The 14,459-nt window shown below is 59.2% G+C and carries 14 protein-coding genes and 1 other RNA gene; 4 read left to right on the forward strand and 11 right to left on the reverse strand.

What is annotated here, in order from left to right; all coding sequences use genetic code 11:
- Positions 1-6: 6 nt before the first annotated feature.
- From mraY to rsmI, 9 genes are all read right to left on the reverse strand, one after another.
- Complete coding sequence (gene mraY / locus J7E41_RS02735) at positions 7-1,089, reverse strand: phospho-N-acetylmuramoyl-pentapeptide-transferase (protein ID WP_214989945.1); 1,083 nt, start codon at positions 1,087-1,089, stop codon at positions 7-9.
- A complete protein-coding gene (locus J7E41_RS02740; protein ID WP_214989947.1) occupies positions 1,089-2,459 on the reverse strand; it encodes a UDP-N-acetylmuramoyl-tripeptide--D-alanyl-D-alanine ligase in 1,371 nt (456 codons plus the stop codon). The genes mraY and J7E41_RS02740 overlap by 1 nt, the downstream gene beginning before the upstream one ends.
- A complete protein-coding gene (locus J7E41_RS02745; protein ID WP_214989949.1) occupies positions 2,452-3,915 on the reverse strand; it encodes a UDP-N-acetylmuramoyl-L-alanyl-D-glutamate--2,6-diaminopimelate ligase in 1,464 nt (487 codons plus the stop codon). Before J7E41_RS02745 ends, J7E41_RS02740 begins: the two co-directional genes overlap by 8 nt.
- Positions 3,915-5,657 carry a peptidoglycan D,D-transpeptidase FtsI family protein gene (locus tag J7E41_RS02750; protein ID WP_214990493.1) on the reverse strand — a complete coding sequence of 581 codons (1,743 nt, stop codon included), beginning with the start codon at positions 5,655-5,657 and terminating at the stop codon, positions 3,915-3,917. The genes J7E41_RS02745 and J7E41_RS02750 overlap by 1 nt, the downstream gene beginning before the upstream one ends.
- Positions 5,657-5,950 carry a cell division protein FtsL gene (ftsL, locus tag J7E41_RS02755; protein WP_169356294.1) on the reverse strand — a complete coding sequence of 98 codons (294 nt, stop codon included), beginning with the start codon at positions 5,948-5,950 and terminating at the stop codon, positions 5,657-5,659. The genes J7E41_RS02750 and ftsL overlap by 1 nt, the downstream gene beginning before the upstream one ends.
- Positions 5,947-6,894, reverse strand: coding sequence for a 16S rRNA (cytosine(1402)-N(4))-methyltransferase RsmH (gene rsmH / locus J7E41_RS02760; RefSeq protein ID WP_169356295.1), 948 nt, complete (start codon positions 6,892-6,894; stop codon positions 5,947-5,949). The genes ftsL and rsmH overlap by 4 nt, the downstream gene beginning before the upstream one ends.
- A complete protein-coding gene (gene mraZ, locus J7E41_RS02765; protein ID WP_003171868.1) occupies positions 6,891-7,346 on the reverse strand; it encodes a division/cell wall cluster transcriptional repressor MraZ in 456 nt (151 codons plus the stop codon). The genes rsmH and mraZ overlap by 4 nt, the downstream gene beginning before the upstream one ends.
- A 355-nt stretch (positions 7,347-7,701) precedes the next feature.
- An RNA gene (gene rnpB, locus J7E41_RS02770) (RNase P RNA component class A) lies at positions 7,702-8,055 on the reverse strand.
- A gap of 95 nt (positions 8,056-8,150) precedes the next feature.
- Positions 8,151-9,056: a 16S rRNA (cytidine(1402)-2'-O)-methyltransferase gene (rsmI, locus tag J7E41_RS02775; RefSeq protein WP_214989951.1), complete on the reverse strand. Its 906-nt coding sequence runs from the start codon at positions 9,054-9,056 to the stop codon at positions 8,151-8,153.
- Between the two features lie 177 nt (positions 9,057-9,233).
- Between rsmI and J7E41_RS02780 the strand changes: the two genes are divergently transcribed.
- The 4 genes from J7E41_RS02780 to J7E41_RS02795 all read left to right on the forward strand — a co-directional run bounded on the left by J7E41_RS02780 (position 9,234) and on the right by J7E41_RS02795 (position 12,680).
- Complete coding sequence (locus tag J7E41_RS02780; RefSeq protein WP_214989953.1) at positions 9,234-11,045, forward strand: penicillin-binding protein activator; 1,812 nt, start codon at positions 9,234-9,236, stop codon at positions 11,043-11,045.
- Positions 11,045-11,416: a YraN family protein gene (locus J7E41_RS02785; RefSeq protein WP_214989955.1), complete on the forward strand. Its 372-nt coding sequence runs from the start codon at positions 11,045-11,047 to the stop codon at positions 11,414-11,416. The genes J7E41_RS02780 and J7E41_RS02785 overlap by 1 nt, the downstream gene beginning before the upstream one ends.
- Before the next feature lie 92 nt (positions 11,417-11,508).
- Entirely contained in the window at positions 11,509-12,102 is a 594-nt protein-coding gene (locus J7E41_RS02790) for a phosphoheptose isomerase (RefSeq protein ID WP_007904374.1), read from the forward strand.
- Complete coding sequence (locus J7E41_RS02795; RefSeq protein WP_214989957.1) at positions 12,099-12,680, forward strand: BON domain-containing protein; 582 nt, start codon at positions 12,099-12,101, stop codon at positions 12,678-12,680. The genes J7E41_RS02790 and J7E41_RS02795 overlap by 4 nt, the downstream gene beginning before the upstream one ends.
- 65 nt (positions 12,681-12,745) lie before the next feature.
- Here J7E41_RS02795 and J7E41_RS02800 read toward each other — a convergent pair whose 3' ends face one another.
- The gene (locus J7E41_RS02800) at positions 12,746-13,513 is read right to left on the reverse strand and encodes an OmpA family protein (protein WP_214989959.1); all 768 of its coding nucleotides are present in this window, start codon (positions 13,511-13,513) and stop codon (positions 12,746-12,748) included.
- Between the two features lie 250 nt (positions 13,514-13,763).
- A complete protein-coding gene (locus J7E41_RS02805; RefSeq protein WP_214989961.1) occupies positions 13,764-14,405 on the reverse strand; it encodes an MBL fold metallo-hydrolase in 642 nt (213 codons plus the stop codon).
- Between the last annotated feature and the right edge of the window lie 54 nt (positions 14,406-14,459).

The following is a 14,459-nucleotide window of genomic DNA, read 5'->3' on the forward strand; positions in this document are numbered from 1 at the left end:
TCGTTTCTACCTCAGTTTCAGGGTGGCAAGGCCGACCAGGACCAGAATCACGGTGATGATCCAGAAACGGACAATCACGCGCGGCTCAGGCCAGCCCTTGAGTTCAAAGTGGTGGTGAATTGGCGCCATGCGGAACACCCGACGTCCGGTCAATTTGAAGGAGGCGACCTGGATCACCACCGACAAGGTTTCCATCACGAACACACCGCCCATGATGAACAGGACGATTTCCTGACGGACGATCACTGCGATGGTGCCCAAGGCTGCGCCCAGCGCCAGTGCGCCGACGTCGCCCATGAAAACTTGTGCTGGATAGGTGTTGAACCACAGGAAGCCGAGGCCGGCACCGATCAGTGCGCCGCAGAACACGATCAGCTCGCCCGCGCCCGGTACGTATGGGATCAACAGGTACTCAGCGAATTTCACGTTACCCGACAGGTAGCAGAAGATGCCCAACGCGCCGCCGACCATTACCGTAGGCATGATCGCCAGGCCGTCGAGGCCATCGGTCAGGTTGACCGCGTTGCTGGAGCCGACGATCACGAAGTAGGTCAGCACCACGAAACCAATGCCCAACGGGATGCTGGCATCCTTGAGTATCGGCAGGATCAGGGTCGTTTCCACCGCACTTGGCGCGGTCATGTAAAGGAAGATCGCCGCGCCCAGGCCGAACACCGATTGCCAGAAATACTTCCAGCGACTTGGTAGCCCCTTGGAGTTCTTCTCGATCACTTTGCGGTAATCGTCAACCCAGCCGATGGCACCGAACAGCAGGGTCACCAGCAGCACGGTCCAGACGTAGCGGTTATGCAGGTCAGCCCAGAGCAAGGTACTGATGCCGATGGACGACAGGATCAGCGCACCGCCCATGGTCGGGGTGCCGGACTTGGACAGGTGCGACTGCGGGCCGTCATTACGAACCGACTGGCCGATCTGCAGGTTCTGCAACGTACGGATCATCCATGGCCCCAGAAACAGCGACAACGACAGCGCGGTCAGCACACCCAGAATCCCGCGCAGGGTCAGGTACTGAAAGACCGCGAAGCCTTTGTGGAACTGTTGCAGATACTCAGCCAGCAGCAGCAGCATTAATGTTTCTCCGTACTTGAGCCACACAAGGCCGCGACGACGTTTTCCATCACCGCGCTGCGCGATCCCTTGATCAAAATAGTGGTGTGTTTGTCTTGTTCAGCCGCGCTCAGCGCCTGGATCAATTCGGCCTGGCTGGCGAAATGCTGCGCGCCGGAGCCGAAGGCTTTCACGGCGTGGACCATGTTCGAGCCCACGGCGTAAAGAGCATCTACCTTGCCGACGGCATAGCTGCCGACTTCACGGTGAGCTTGTTCAGCCCAGTCGCCCAGTTCAGCGATATCGCCAAGCACCAGTACCTTGCGACCAGCAAAGCCGGCCAGCAGGTCGACAGCGGCACAAATCGAGGACTGGTTGGCGTTATAGGTGTCATCAATGACGCGCATGCCGTTGGTTGCCAATTGCGCCACGGTGCGGCCCTTGACCGGTTGCACCGCGCCAAGGCCGGTGGCGATGCCGAACAGCGACACCCCCAGAACATAAGCAGCGGCAGCGGCAGCCAGCGCATTGGCCACGTTATGGTTGCCCAGCAAATTCAGTTGAACGCGCTCGTCGCCTTGCGGTGTGTGCAGGGTGAAAGCCGGGCAACCGCGTGCGTCGACGCTGATAGCCGAGGCGTGGAAATCGGCTGCCGCGTTGTGTACCGAGAAGCTCAAGACCTTGCGACCGGCAGCGCGTACACGCCAGGTCTCAAAGGCCTTGTCGTCGAGATTCAGTACCGCCGTACCGGAAGCGTCGAGGCCTTCGAGGATTTCACCCTTGGCTTCGACGATTTTTTCCGGGCCGCCGAACTCGCCAACGTGGGCAGTTCCGGCATTGTTGATCACGGCAACGTGGGGGCGAGTCATCGCCACGGTGTAAGCGATTTCGCCGACGCGAGAAGCGCCCAGTTCGATCACGGCAGCCGTGTGTTCAGGCGCCAATTCCAACAGGGTCAGCGGGACGCCGAAGTCGTTGTTCAGGTTGCCACGGGTAGCCAGCACCGGCCCGCGCGTACGCAAGATGCCGGCAAGCAGTTCCTTGACCGTGGTTTTACCGCTGGAACCGGTCACCGCGGCAACAGGCTTGCCGTAGGCGGCGCGGTTCAAGGCACCCAACTGGCCCAGGGCCAGACGGGTATCGGCCACCAGCAACTGCGGCAATGCCGAGTCCGCGACTTCGCGCTGGACCAGGGCACCGACCGCGCCGTTGGCGGCGACTTCATTGAGGTAGTCATGACCGTCGAAGCGCGGGCCGGCCAGAGCGACAAACAATTGGCCCGGCTTGATGGCGCGGCTGTCGATGCTGACGCCGTCGAAGCTGCAATCGCTGGACAACAGGCGTGCCGACAAGGCTTCGGTCAACTCGCTGAATTTCAGAGCCTTAAGCATGGGCCACCTCCCACGCGGTCAAGGCATGATCAGCCTCGACCAGATCGGAGAAGGCATGGCGCTCGCCGTTGATTTCCTGGTAGTCCTCATGGCCTTTACCAGCCAGTACCACCACGTCGTCGGCGCTGGCGCTGGCGATCAGTTGGGCAATGGCAGCGCCACGACCGGCAACAAAGGTCACTTTCGAGGCGTCGACAAACCCTTCGCGGATATCGTCGAAAATCTGGCTCGGTGCTTCGCTGCGCGGGTTATCGTCAGTGACGAGAACATCGTCCGCCAAGCGCTCGACGATTTCCGCCATCAGCGGGCGCTTGCCGCGATCGCGGTCACCGCCACAGCCGAACAGGCACAGCAACTTGCCTTTGGCGTGAGGACGCAGGGCCAGCAGGACTTTTTCAAGAGCATCCGGAGTGTGGGCGTAATCCACTACCACCAACGGCTGTGTGCCGCCACCGAGACGCTGCATGCGCCCGGCCGGACCTTCAAGCTTCGGCAGCACACGGAGGATTTCGTCCAGGGCGTAATCCAGGCCGAGCAACGCACCAATGGCGGCAAGGACGTTGCTCAGGTTGAAACGACCGAGCAAGGTGCTTTGCAAGTGATGCTCGCCCTGAGGCGTGACCAGCGTGGCTCGCACGCCTTCATCATCAAACTGGGCGCTGCGGCAATACAGGTACGCGCTGGAATCTTCCAGGCTATAGCTGATCAGTCGCGCTTCGCTTTTCTCGGCAGCCAATTGCCGACCAAATTCGTCATCCAGATTCACCACCCGGCAGCTCAGGTCGTTCCAGGCAAACAGCTTTGCCTTGGCGGCCGCGTAGGCCTCCATGGTGCCGTGGTAATCCAGGTGATCGCGAGACAGGTTGGTCATCACCGCCACGTCGAATGCCAAGGCGGTCACGCGGCCCTGATCAAGACCGTGGGAAGACACTTCCATGGCAACCGCCTTGGCACCGGCCTTTTTCAGGTCGGCCAGGGTTGCCTGGACGGCAATCGGGTTGGGCGTGGTGTGCAGGCCGCTTTGCAGCGCGCCGTAGAAACCAGTGCCCAGGGTACCGACGATGCCACAGTGCTGGCCCAACAGGTCAAGGGCCTGTGCGACCAGTTGGGTCACGCTGGTCTTGCCGTTGGTACCGGTCACGCCAATCAGGTTCAGGGTGCGGCTCGGGTCACCATAAAAACGCCCGGCGATGTCCGACAGCTGCGCCGCCAGGCCCTTGACCGGAATCAACGGTACATCGGTGATCGGCAGTACGGTGGCGCCGTCGACTTCATAGGCGACGGCTGCCGCCCCACGTTGCAGCGCGTCAGCGATATGCGCGCGACCATCGAATTTGCCACCCGGTACCGCCAGGAACAAGTCACCGGCACGCACATTACGGCTGTCGAGGGTCAACTCGCGAATCAACAGGTCGCGGCCAGCGTGGGCAAAAATCTTGTTCAGGCTAAGAGACATCAGCCGCGCCCTCCATTGGCTTTTACAGCAACGGCCGGTGGCCCGACGTTCGCTTGTTGGGTAGGCGGCAGGTTGTCCGGTGTGATGTTCATCAGGCGCAAGGTCCCGGACATCACTTTGCTGAACACCGGCGCCGAGACCAGACCACCGAAGTAGCCAGCCTTGCTTGGTTCATCGATGACCACGACGATGGCGTAGCGCGGATCGCTCATGGGGCCGAAGCCGGCGAACAGCGAACGGTAGGAGTTTTCTGCGTAGCCTTTAGTACCCACAGCTGTTTTACGTGCGGTACCGGACTTGCCTGCCACGTGATACGCCGGTACCTGAGCGCGGAACACACCACGCGGTGCCTCGATCACTTGCTGCAACATGCCCTGAATGGTCCTGGCGACGTTTTCCGGAATGACTTGGGTGGCCTTCGGCGGCTCGTCAACATGAATCAGACTCAGTGGGACCATCTTGCCGTTGTTGGCCAGCACCGAAAATGCATGAACCAGCTGGATCGCGGTCACCGACAAGCCGTAGCCGTAGGATAAGGTCGCGGTCTCGGCTTTTTTCCAATCGCGGTAGTTAGGCAGGTTACCAACACGCTCGCCCGGGAAATCCAGACCGGTGGGTTGGCCCAGGCCGATTTTCTGTGCCAGGCGGTAAATGGTTTCGCCGCCAATGTCGAAGGCAACCTTGCTCATGCCGACGTTACTGGAGTTGATCAAGATGCCGGTCAAGTCCAGCACCGGGCCTTCGCTACGGGACACGTCACGAATGGTGTATTTGCCCAACTGCAGGGTGCCCGGATAAACCTCGACCTTGTCGCTGGGCTTCCAGCGACCGGTTTCCAGGGCAGCACTCATGGAGACGGCTTTCATGGTCGAGCCCGGCTCAAACACGTCGATCATGGCGCGGTTACGCATCATCGCCGGTTGCAGGTTACGACGGTTGTTAGGGTTGTAGGTCGGCTGGTTGACCATGGCGAGAATCTCGCCGGTCTTCACGTCCATGATCACCAGGCTACCGGCCTTGGCGCCGTTCTCGATGATGGCGTTGCGCAGCTCGCGGTTAGCCAGGTACTGCAGACGCAGGTCAATCGACAACGCCAAGGGCTTACCTGCCTTGGCGTTTTTGGTGACCTGGACATCCTTGATCAATCTGCCGCGCCGATCCTTGATGACCTGCCGCTTGCCGGGAACTCCGGCCAGCCACTCGTCATAGGCCAGCTCTACACCTTCGCGACCGTGATCGTCGATGTCGGTGAACCCCACCATATGCGCAGTGGTTTCGCCGGCAGGATAGAAACGTCGAAATTCCTCGATGCCATAGACACCGGGGACTTTAAGGTCGAGCACGATCTGGCCTTGTTCGGGGGTCAGGCCACGAACAAGGTAGATGAATTCTTTGTTGGCCTGAGCTTCCAGACGCTCGCTCAGGGCTTTTGGATCCTGGCCCAGGGCGGCGGCAAGTTCCGGCCATTTGTCCTTGGCAGTCTGCAGCTCCTTGGCGTTGGCCCACAGGGTGGTCACCGGAGTACTGACGGCCAGGGGCTCGCCATTGCGGTCGGTGATCAGGCCGCGGTGCGCAGGAATCGGGATATGACGCAGGCTACGGGCATCGCCCTGGCCGATCAGGAAGTCGCGGTCGACCACCTGCAGATCGATAATCCGCCAGGTAATCGCGCTTACCATCAGTGCCAGCAAGCCCAACACCACACGGAAACGCCACGGATAGAGTGCGCCTTCGAGTTTCATCATGGCGCCACCATCCGCACTTCGGCCGCGCCCGGGATGTGCATCTTAAGCTGTTCAGTGGCCAGGATTTCGATGCGGCTGTGGGCTGTCCAGGTGCTTTGCTCCAGGATCAACCGGCCCCACTCTGCCTGCGCCTTGTCACGCACGCTCAACTCCCCGTACAGGGAATTGAGTAACTGGCGGTTCCAATGGGCGCTATAGGACACCCCAATTGCGGACACCAGCACGCCGATAAACAGCAGCATCATAAAGAAGCTGCCGCCCGGGAGGGGCTTGGCGAAGAGCTTACTCACCGCAACTTCTCCGCAACGCGCATGACAGCACTACGGGCACGCGGGTTGGCCTTGAGTTCGGCCTCGGAGGCGAACTGCGCTTTGCCATGGATTTTGATTTTCGGCACAAAGGCTTCGAAACGTACCGGCAGGTTGCGCGGCAAATTGTCGGATTCACCCTTGACCAGACGACGCATGAACAGTTTGACGATGCGATCTTCGAGGGAGTGGAAACTGATCACCACCAGGCGACCGCCCACTTCCAGGGACTCCAGAGCCGCTTCAAGACCGGCCTCCAGGTCACCCAATTCGTTGTTGACGTGAATACGCAGGCCCTGGAATGCCCGGGTAGCCGGGTTCTTGCCCTTCTCCCACGCCGGGTTGGCGACTTTCAGCACTTCAGCCAGGTCGGCGGTACGCTCGAACGGCTGGATTTCCCGGCGTTCAACCACGGCGCGAGCCATGCGGCCAGCGAAGCGCTCTTCACCGTATTCCTTGAATACACGGGTGATTTCTTCATGGGGAGCGGTGGCGATGAACTGCGCGGCACTGATGCCACGGCTTGGGTCCATGCGCATATCCAGCGGACCGTCGTTCATGAAACTGAAGCCGCGCTCAGGGTCGTCCAGCTGTGGCGAAGACACGCCCAGGTCCAGCAAAACCCCGGCCACCTTGCCCGCCATTCCGCGCTCGGCGACTTCGGCACCCAGCTCGGCAAAGCTGCGCTGCACAACGACAAAGCGGCCGTCTTCGGCCGCTAGCGCTTGCCCGGTGGCAATCGCTTGAGGGTCTTTGTCGAAACCGAGGAGCTTACCGTCGGAACCGAGCTGACTGAGGATGAGCCGGCTGTGCCCACCGCGCCCGAACGTGCCATCCAAATAGCAGCCATCAGGGCGTACGGCGAGAGCCTCGACGGCTTCGTCAAGCAGTACGGTGATGTGGTTAAAGCCGCTATCAATAGTCACAGGATCAAATCACGCAGTTCATCAGGCATGGCGCCCGGTTGTTGAATAGCAGCCAGGTCTGCTGCAGAAACAGCATCCCAGGCATCTTCGTCCCACAATTGGAACTTGTTCAGTTGGCCTACCAACATCGCGCGCTTGTCCAACTTGGCGTATTCGCGCAGACGCGGTGGAACCAGGAAACGACCACTGCCATCGAGCTCGAGGTCGACGGCATTACCAATCAGCAAGCGCTGCAAGCGGCGGTTTTCTTCACGCAAAGAAGGCAAGGCTCGCAACTTGGTTTCAATCAGTTCCCACTCATCGAGCGGGTAAACACACAAACAAGGGTCAACGGCGTCAATCGTGATGATTAATTGCCCGGAACTTCGCGAAATGAGCTCGTCACGATACCGGCTCGGCATAGCGAGACGGCCTTTTGCATCGAGACTGATAGCGTTAGCTCCGCGAAACACAGGTGCGCTTCTCCAAATTTTAGCGTTTTACGTTCAAAAAACCCACTTTATGCCACTTTCCGCCACTTGCGCACACTATAGGAATGCGCCCACCACACCGTCAAGGCGCGGATTAAAGGAAAAGCCTTACAGAACGGAGATTTAGGAAGGTAAACAGAGGAGAAATGACAGTTTTGCGATATTTTTGACTCAACAACCACAAGCAACTCAAAGTGCTAGAGGTCGAAGTTAAAGTAATTTATTAAGAGTAAGATTTTTTTGGTATTACGAAGACACATCTGCCAATGATTTGGCAGGGAGGGATTCTTGCGTTACTACCTGGTTTCCTGCTCGAGATTCGGGCGGAAGGAAAAAGGTGGAGAGTCGATCTATAAGCCGGGTTCTGTCTTGAACAGTCATTCGTCTACGATGGCCATCACTGGACATCTTTAGCAACCTACCCGGTTCCAGCGCGGGCCACGCCTTGGAACCCTATTTGGTCTTGCTCCAAGTGGGGTTTACCTAGCCACGAACTGTTGCCAGTCGTGCGGTGCGCTCTTACCGCACCTTTTCACCCTTACCGGCACCGAAATGCTTAGGCGGTTATTTTCTGTGGCACTTTCCGTAGGCTCACGCCCCCCAGGCATTACCTGGCACTTCGCCCTATGGAGCCCGGACTTTCCTCCCCCCTCTAATTTTCATAGAGGGCAGCGACTGTCCAATCGACTCTCCGCCGCGAAGATTAACGGCAGGTGGCTTTCAGGACAAGCTTTAAAAGCCAACAATGCCATCATGTTCCGACGTGACGCAGGTTAAAACGCGGAACTATTCACTCTTTTGTTTATCCAGCGCGACCTGATACAGCACATTCTTGCGCACACCGGTAATTTCTGCCGCCAAGGCAGCCGCCCGCTTGAGGGGCATTTCCTTGAGCAGCAAATCGAGAATACGCATGGCCTCACTGCCTACGGCATCCTCACTCTCCGGTGCCGTCCAGCCCGCCACCAGCACCACGCACTCGCCACGTTGCTGATTGCTGTCGCCTTCGACGAACGCCCGCAGCTCTTCCAGCGGCAGCCCCTTGAGGGTTTCGAAGGTTTTAGTCAGCTCACGCGCCAACAAAGCCAGGCGCTCGCCACCAAATACCAGTTCCATATCTTGCAGGCACTCAAGGATACGGTGCGGCGCCTCGTAGAAAATCAGCGTTCGCGGCTCTTCCTTCAACAGCTCAAGTCGTGCTCGACGCCCCACTGCCTTAGCCGGCAGAAAACCTTCAAAAATAAAACGGTCCGACGGCAAGCCGGCAGCGGATAACGCCGCAATCAGCGCGCACGCTCCCGGAACAGGCACTACATTGATACCAGCGGCACGCGCCTGACGGACCAAATGGTAGCCAGGATCGGAAATCAGTGGCGTGCCGGCGTCGGAGATCAGCGCCACGTCGTCGCCAGCGAGTAACCGCATAATAAAGCGGCTACCCTCCTCACGTTCGTTGTGCTCGTGACAGGCCGCCAACGGCGTGGTAATGCCAAAATGCTGCAACAAACGCAGGGAGTGCCGAGTGTCTTCAGCCGCAATCAATTTAGCCTCACGCAACACCTTCAGCGCCCTCGCGCTGATATCGTCCAGGTTGCCAATGGGCGTCGCCACGACAAAAAGCGAGCCTGCAGTGGAATTCAAAGGACCTGGAGCAGTCAAAGCGCACACCTCGATGATTGGCAAAAGCCACATTGTAGCGTGTAGACGCCTCGAAGACAGGACATCGGGGCAGAGACCTTTTGTAGTCATCTATCAGGCCTTGCAACATTTGCACGACCTAAATAGACGGTTTTACGCCAGTAACATCGCGCCCCGGCCAGTGCTTGGGTACAATTCCACGCTAATTTGATCGGTATCAGGAACACTTACATGATCGCTTGCCTGCGGCTGCTCTCCGCCCTCTGCCTCGCTGCCTTGTTGGCCGCTTGTGCCAGCTCGCCCTCGTCCAGCCTTGGCGACCTACCACGGACTCCAGATGCCAGTATCGAGCAACTGCTCGAACAGGCCACCTCGGCAAAAACGCCGGAAAAAGCCGCCCTTCTGCGCCTGAGTGCTGCGGACCTGGCTTACCACCAGAACAATCCCGGACGCTCGGCGCAGATCCTTGCGCAAGTCCCGCTGGACACCCTCAAGCCTGCGGCACAGGTTTTCGCCAGTACCCTGGCGGCGGAACTGGCGATGACCCGCAACCAGCCCAAGGCAGCATTGGCGGCGCTGAATCATCCAAGCCTGCAAAACCTGAAGGAGCTGCCGCCAGAACAGCAGGTCCGTACCGGTACCGTGCATGCCCGTGCCTATGAGGCCGACGGCCAGACCCTGGCCGCTGCTCGCGAGCGCGTCGCCATGGCCCCGCTGCTCAGCGGCGACGCCTACAACAGCAACCATGACGCCATCTGGGCGTTGATTGCCGCGCTGCCTGCCGAACAACTACAAGCCACCGGCAACCCGACACTGGACGGCTGGATCACCCTGGCCCTGGCGGTCAAGAGCGCAGGGACCCTGGAACAACAGCAAGCCGCCATCGACACCTGGCGCGCGCAAAACCCTGGTCACCCTGCCGCCTCACAACTGCCAGTGCCCCTGACCAAGCTCAAGGAACTGGCCAGCCAGCCCCTGAACAAGATCGCGCTGCTGCTGCCCCAGGAAGGCCCGCTGGCCAACGTCGCCAAAGCCTTGCGTGAAGGCTTCATGGCTGCCCACTACCAGGCTGAACAAGCCGGGCAGAAACCGCCAGTGATCGAGTTTTACGACAGCTCGCGTTTGACCTCCATCGACGATTTCTACGCCAAGGCCCAGGCCGCCGGCGTGCAACTGGTAGTTGGCCCTCTGGAGAAGCCGCTGGTCAAACAACTCAGTGCTCGCCCGCAATTGCCAATCACTACCCTGGCCTTGAACTACAGCGAAACCGACCAGAGCCCGGCCCAACTGTTCCAGTTCGGCCTGGCTGCCGAGGATGAGGCGCGTGAAGTGTCGCGCCGCGCTCGCGCCGACGGTCTGCACCGCGCCGCTGCCATGGTGCCGAAAGGCGAATGGGGTCAGCGCGTATTCAAAGCCTTCCGCCAGGATTGGGAAGCCAATGGCGGCACCGTGATCGGCGTTGAATACGTAGACCAGCCGGTGGCCCTGGCCCAACAGATCGCCGAGCTGTTCCATCTGCGCCAGAGCGAAGGTCGCGCCAAGAGCCTGCAAAGCACCGTGGGAACGGATGTCGCCGCCCAGCCTTCGCGTCGCCAGGACATTGAGTTCATCTTCCTCGCTGTACCGCCGCAACTGGCCCAGCAGATCAAACCAACGCTGAACTTCCAGTACGCCGGTGATGTACCGGTGTATGCGACGTCCCATGTGTTCAGTGCCAGTGGCGACAAGAACCAGTACCTGGACATGAACAACATTCTGTTCTGCGAAACGCCATGGCTGCTCAACACCACTGATCCGCTGCGCAATCAGGTTGCCGCACAATGGCCGCAAGCCAATGGCAGCCTGGGGCGCCTCTACGCGATGGGCGCTGATGCCTACCGCCTGGCGCCACGCCTGGGGCAACTCAAGGCCCTGCCGGACACTCGTATCGACGGCCTCTCCGGCAGCCTGGGCATCAGCCCAAACCAACGGGTCGATCGCCAGCTGCCATGGGCTCAGTTTGTCAGTGGCCAGGTCCAGCGCCTGCCTGATACCCCACGTTGATGCCCCAGCGGTCAAGCGCACAAAGCGGCAAGGACGCCGAATTTCAAGCACTCCAGCACTTGCAACAACAAGGTCTGCGCCTCCTGGCGCAGAACTGGTTATGTAAACGCGGCGAGCTTGATCTGGTCATGCTTGACGGCGATACAGTAGTATTTGTCGAAGTCCGCTACAGAAAACACGCACAATGGGGTGGCGCGCTCGCCAGTATCGACGGGCGCAAGCGTCAAAAGCTGATACTCGCCGCGCAGTTTTTCCTGCAAAGCGAACGCCGCTGGGCCGATTACCCCTGCCGTTTCGATGTGGTTGCCATGGAAAGCACACCGTCTGGAACAGTTGATCTGAATTGGCTGAAAGATGCCTTTGACAGCTGATTCGCCGGATATCTTCACCGCACACTTTTGCTCTTTGCTTTGCGGGCTGCACATTCCTGTGCCAAACAGCCGCGCTACTTAAGGTCACACAGATGGACATGCAATCCCGAATTCGCCAGCTTTTCCAGGCCAGCATTGATACCAAGCAACAGGCGATGGACGTACTTGCACCGCACATCGAGCAAGCCAGCCAGGTCATGGTCAACGCCCTGCTCAACGAAGGCAAAATGCTCTCGTGCGGCAACGGCGGTTCGGCCGGTGATGCCCAGCACTTCTCCTCCGAGCTGCTCAACCGCTTCGAGCGTGAGCGCCCGAGCCTGCCGGCCATCGCCCTGACCACCGATTCGTCGACGATCACCTCGATCGCCAACGACTACAGCTACAACGAAATCTTCTCCAAGCAGATTCGCGCCCTTGGCCAACCCGGCGACGTACTGCTGGCGATTTCCACCAGCGGCAATTCGGCGAACATTATTCAAGCGATCCAGGCCGCACATGATCGGGAAATGATTGTCGTAGCATTGACCGGACGCGATGGCGGCGGCATGGCCTCGCTGCTACTGCCCGAAGACGTGGAGATTCGCGTCCCGGCCAATGTCACCGCACGTATTCAGGAAGTCCACCTGCTGGCGATCCACTGCCTGTGCGATCTGATCGACAGCCAACTGTTCGGGAGTGAAGAATGACCGTTAACCGCCTCAGCCTATTGGCCCTCACGCTATGCCTCGGCATCAGCGGCTGCAGCTCGGTAATCGAAGCGAGCCGCGACACGCCGATCCAGGACGATAAAGGCACCCGCACTTTCGGCAGCAAAATCGATGACTCGCTGATCGAAACCAAGGTTTCCGTCAACGTTTCCAAGGCCGCTGCGGACCTGGGCAATGGTGCCTCGCGCATCGTGGTCGTCAGCTTTAATGGTGTTGTGCTGCTCGCAGGACAAACCCCACGCGCCGACCTGAAGGCCCAGGCTGAACAAGCCGCCTCAGCCGTTCAACGGGTCAAGAAAGTCCACAACGAATTGCAAGTAATGGAGCCCATCACGCTGCTGGCAATCAGCAACGATGCCTTGCTGACCACCAAGATCAAGACGCAGATGTTGACCGACAGCGCGGTTCCCAGCTCACGGATCAAGGTCGTCACCGATAACGGCATCGTCTACATGATGGGCCTGCTGACCCAGGCGGAAGCCACCCGCGCGGCCAACCTGGTACAGAGTGTGTCCGGGGTACAGAAGATTGTGAAAGTGTTCGAATACATCGACTGATGTAAATCGACAGTGACGAAAAAGGGCGCCATGCAATGCATGGCGCCCTTTTTTATTAGCGTGTGTTACTGGTACTGCTGGTACGGGTTGCCTTGGAACTCGTTGTTCTGCTGAGGCGCTTGTTGCTGTCCAGGCTGCTGGTACTGCTGGCCAGGGATCGGGCCGAGGTTGACCTCTACGCGACGGTTCTGAGCGCGGCCATTGACGTCGGCGTTGCTGGCAATCGGGTTATCCGGACCGGCGCCGCGAGCACTCAGGTTGGTCGGGCTGACACCCTGGGATGTCAGGTACGTGGCAACGCTCTGCGCACGACGCTGGGACAGGTCCATGTTGTGCTGGCGGCTGCCGGTGCTGTCGGTGTAACCGACGATCTGGATGGTGTTCTGGTTGAACTGCTTGAGGGAGCCCGCCAGGTTGTTCAGTGGCGTGTAGAAGCTACTGGCGATGGCAGCCGAGTCTGTGGCGAAGGTGATATTGCCCGGCATGATCAACTTGATCGTATCGCCCTGACGCTGCACCTCGACGCCGGTGTTGGCCATTTTGGCCCGCAACTCGGCTTCCTGCTTGTCGGCGTAGTAACCGTAACCTGCCGCGCCAATACCGGCGACGGCAGCGCCAATCAAGGCGCCCTTGCCACGGTTGTTATGGTCAATGGCCGCACCCGCCAAGGCGCCCGCCAAAGCGCCGAGCCCACCGTATTTGGCAGTTTTGCTCATACCTTGCGAGCCGCCATCTGCCTGCCCTTGGCTACCGTCATAAGGATTGGGCGAGGCACAGCCGGACAACAAAGCAACAGCCGTAGCAACAACAAGCAAACGACGCGAAGTGAACATGAAGGAAGCTCCTACTTTTGCATTCTGTGATGCAGAGGACATTGGCAATGGACCTGTGCCGATGTTGGAACACGACAAACGGTAAAAATTCCGTGTCCGATCAGGTCCACACAAAACTGATTCAACCGCGTTACAACAGATGAACATGGTGAAACCCTAGCAGACGCCTCATGAATGGGAATTGTCATTTTTGCTATAAGTATCGTCAGATCGTCATCACTTGGTGTCAGGAAAAATACCCCCCTGCCCTTCAAGCCCTGACAAAAGGGTTCTCGCGCATCTCATCTCCCAACCGCGTGTCCGGACCATGACCGGTCACTACCGTCGCGCCCTCATCCAGCGTGTACAACCGTTGCTTGATCGAACGCACAATAGTCGCCTGGTCCCCACCCCATAAATCGGTACGCCCCACGCCACGCCGAAACAATGTGTCCCCGGCGATCAACAATTTGGCGTCGGCAAACCAAAAACTCATAGACCCCGGAGTGTGCCCAGGTGTGTGCAAGGCCACCCCACATCCGCAGGCGAGTTCTTCTTCATCCTCCAACCAGTGGTCCGGCGACGGCACCGGGGTGTAGGGCACACGGAACATCTGGCACTGCATTTCCAGGTTGTCCCAGAGAAATTGATCCTCCTTGTGCAAGTGCAACGTGGCGCCGGTCTTTTCCTTCAACTGGCCGGACGCCAGGAAGTGATCAAGATGAGCGTGGGTGTGAATGATGCTCACCACTTTCAAGCCCAGCGCATCCAGCCGCGCCAGGATCAGTTCATGGTTGCCGCCCGGATCGACCACGATGGCCTTTTTGCTGATGGGGTCGCCGATGATGGTGCAATTGCACTGCAACGGGCCGACAGGGAAGGTTTCGCGAATCAGGGCAGGAGGCTGGGACATCAAACGGGCTCGGTATGCTGTGATGATGCCGATTCTGGCACAAAATGCCCGAGG

This window comes from Pseudomonas fluorescens (genome assembly GCF_018614655.1).
Taxonomy (GTDB): Bacteria; Pseudomonadota; Gammaproteobacteria; order Pseudomonadales; family Pseudomonadaceae; genus Aquipseudomonas; species Aquipseudomonas fluorescens_BX.

Coding starts and splice junctions, on each gene's coding strand:
- mraY (WP_214989945.1), bottom strand. CDS start 1,089: ATGCTGCTGCTGCTGGCTGAGTATCTGCAACAGTTCCACAAAGGCTTC.
- J7E41_RS02740 (WP_214989947.1), bottom strand. CDS start 2,459: ATGCTTAAGGCTCTGAAATTCAGCGAGTTGACCGAAGCCTTGTCGGCA.
- J7E41_RS02745 (WP_214989949.1), bottom strand. CDS start 3,915: ATGTCTCTTAGCCTGAACAAGATTTTTGCCCACGCTGGCCGCGACCTG.
- J7E41_RS02750 (WP_214990493.1), bottom strand. CDS start 5,657: ATGAAACTCGAAGGCGCACTCTATCCGTGGCGTTTCCGTGTGGTGTTG.
- rsmI (WP_214989951.1), bottom strand. CDS start 9,056: ATGTGGCTTTTGCCAATCATCGAGGTGTGCGCTTTGACTGCTCCAGGT.
- J7E41_RS02780 (WP_214989953.1), top strand. CDS start 9,234: ATGATCGCTTGCCTGCGGCTGCTCTCCGCCCTCTGCCTCGCTGCCTTG.
- J7E41_RS02785 (WP_214989955.1), top strand. CDS start 11,045: ATGCCCCAGCGGTCAAGCGCACAAAGCGGCAAGGACGCCGAATTTCAA.
- J7E41_RS02790 (WP_007904374.1), top strand. CDS start 11,509: ATGGACATGCAATCCCGAATTCGCCAGCTTTTCCAGGCCAGCATTGAT.
- J7E41_RS02795 (WP_214989957.1), top strand. CDS start 12,099: ATGACCGTTAACCGCCTCAGCCTATTGGCCCTCACGCTATGCCTCGGC.
- J7E41_RS02800 (WP_214989959.1), bottom strand. CDS start 13,513: ATGTTCACTTCGCGTCGTTTGCTTGTTGTTGCTACGGCTGTTGCTTTG.
- J7E41_RS02805 (WP_214989961.1), bottom strand. CDS start 14,405: ATGTCCCAGCCTCCTGCCCTGATTCGCGAAACCTTCCCTGTCGGCCCG.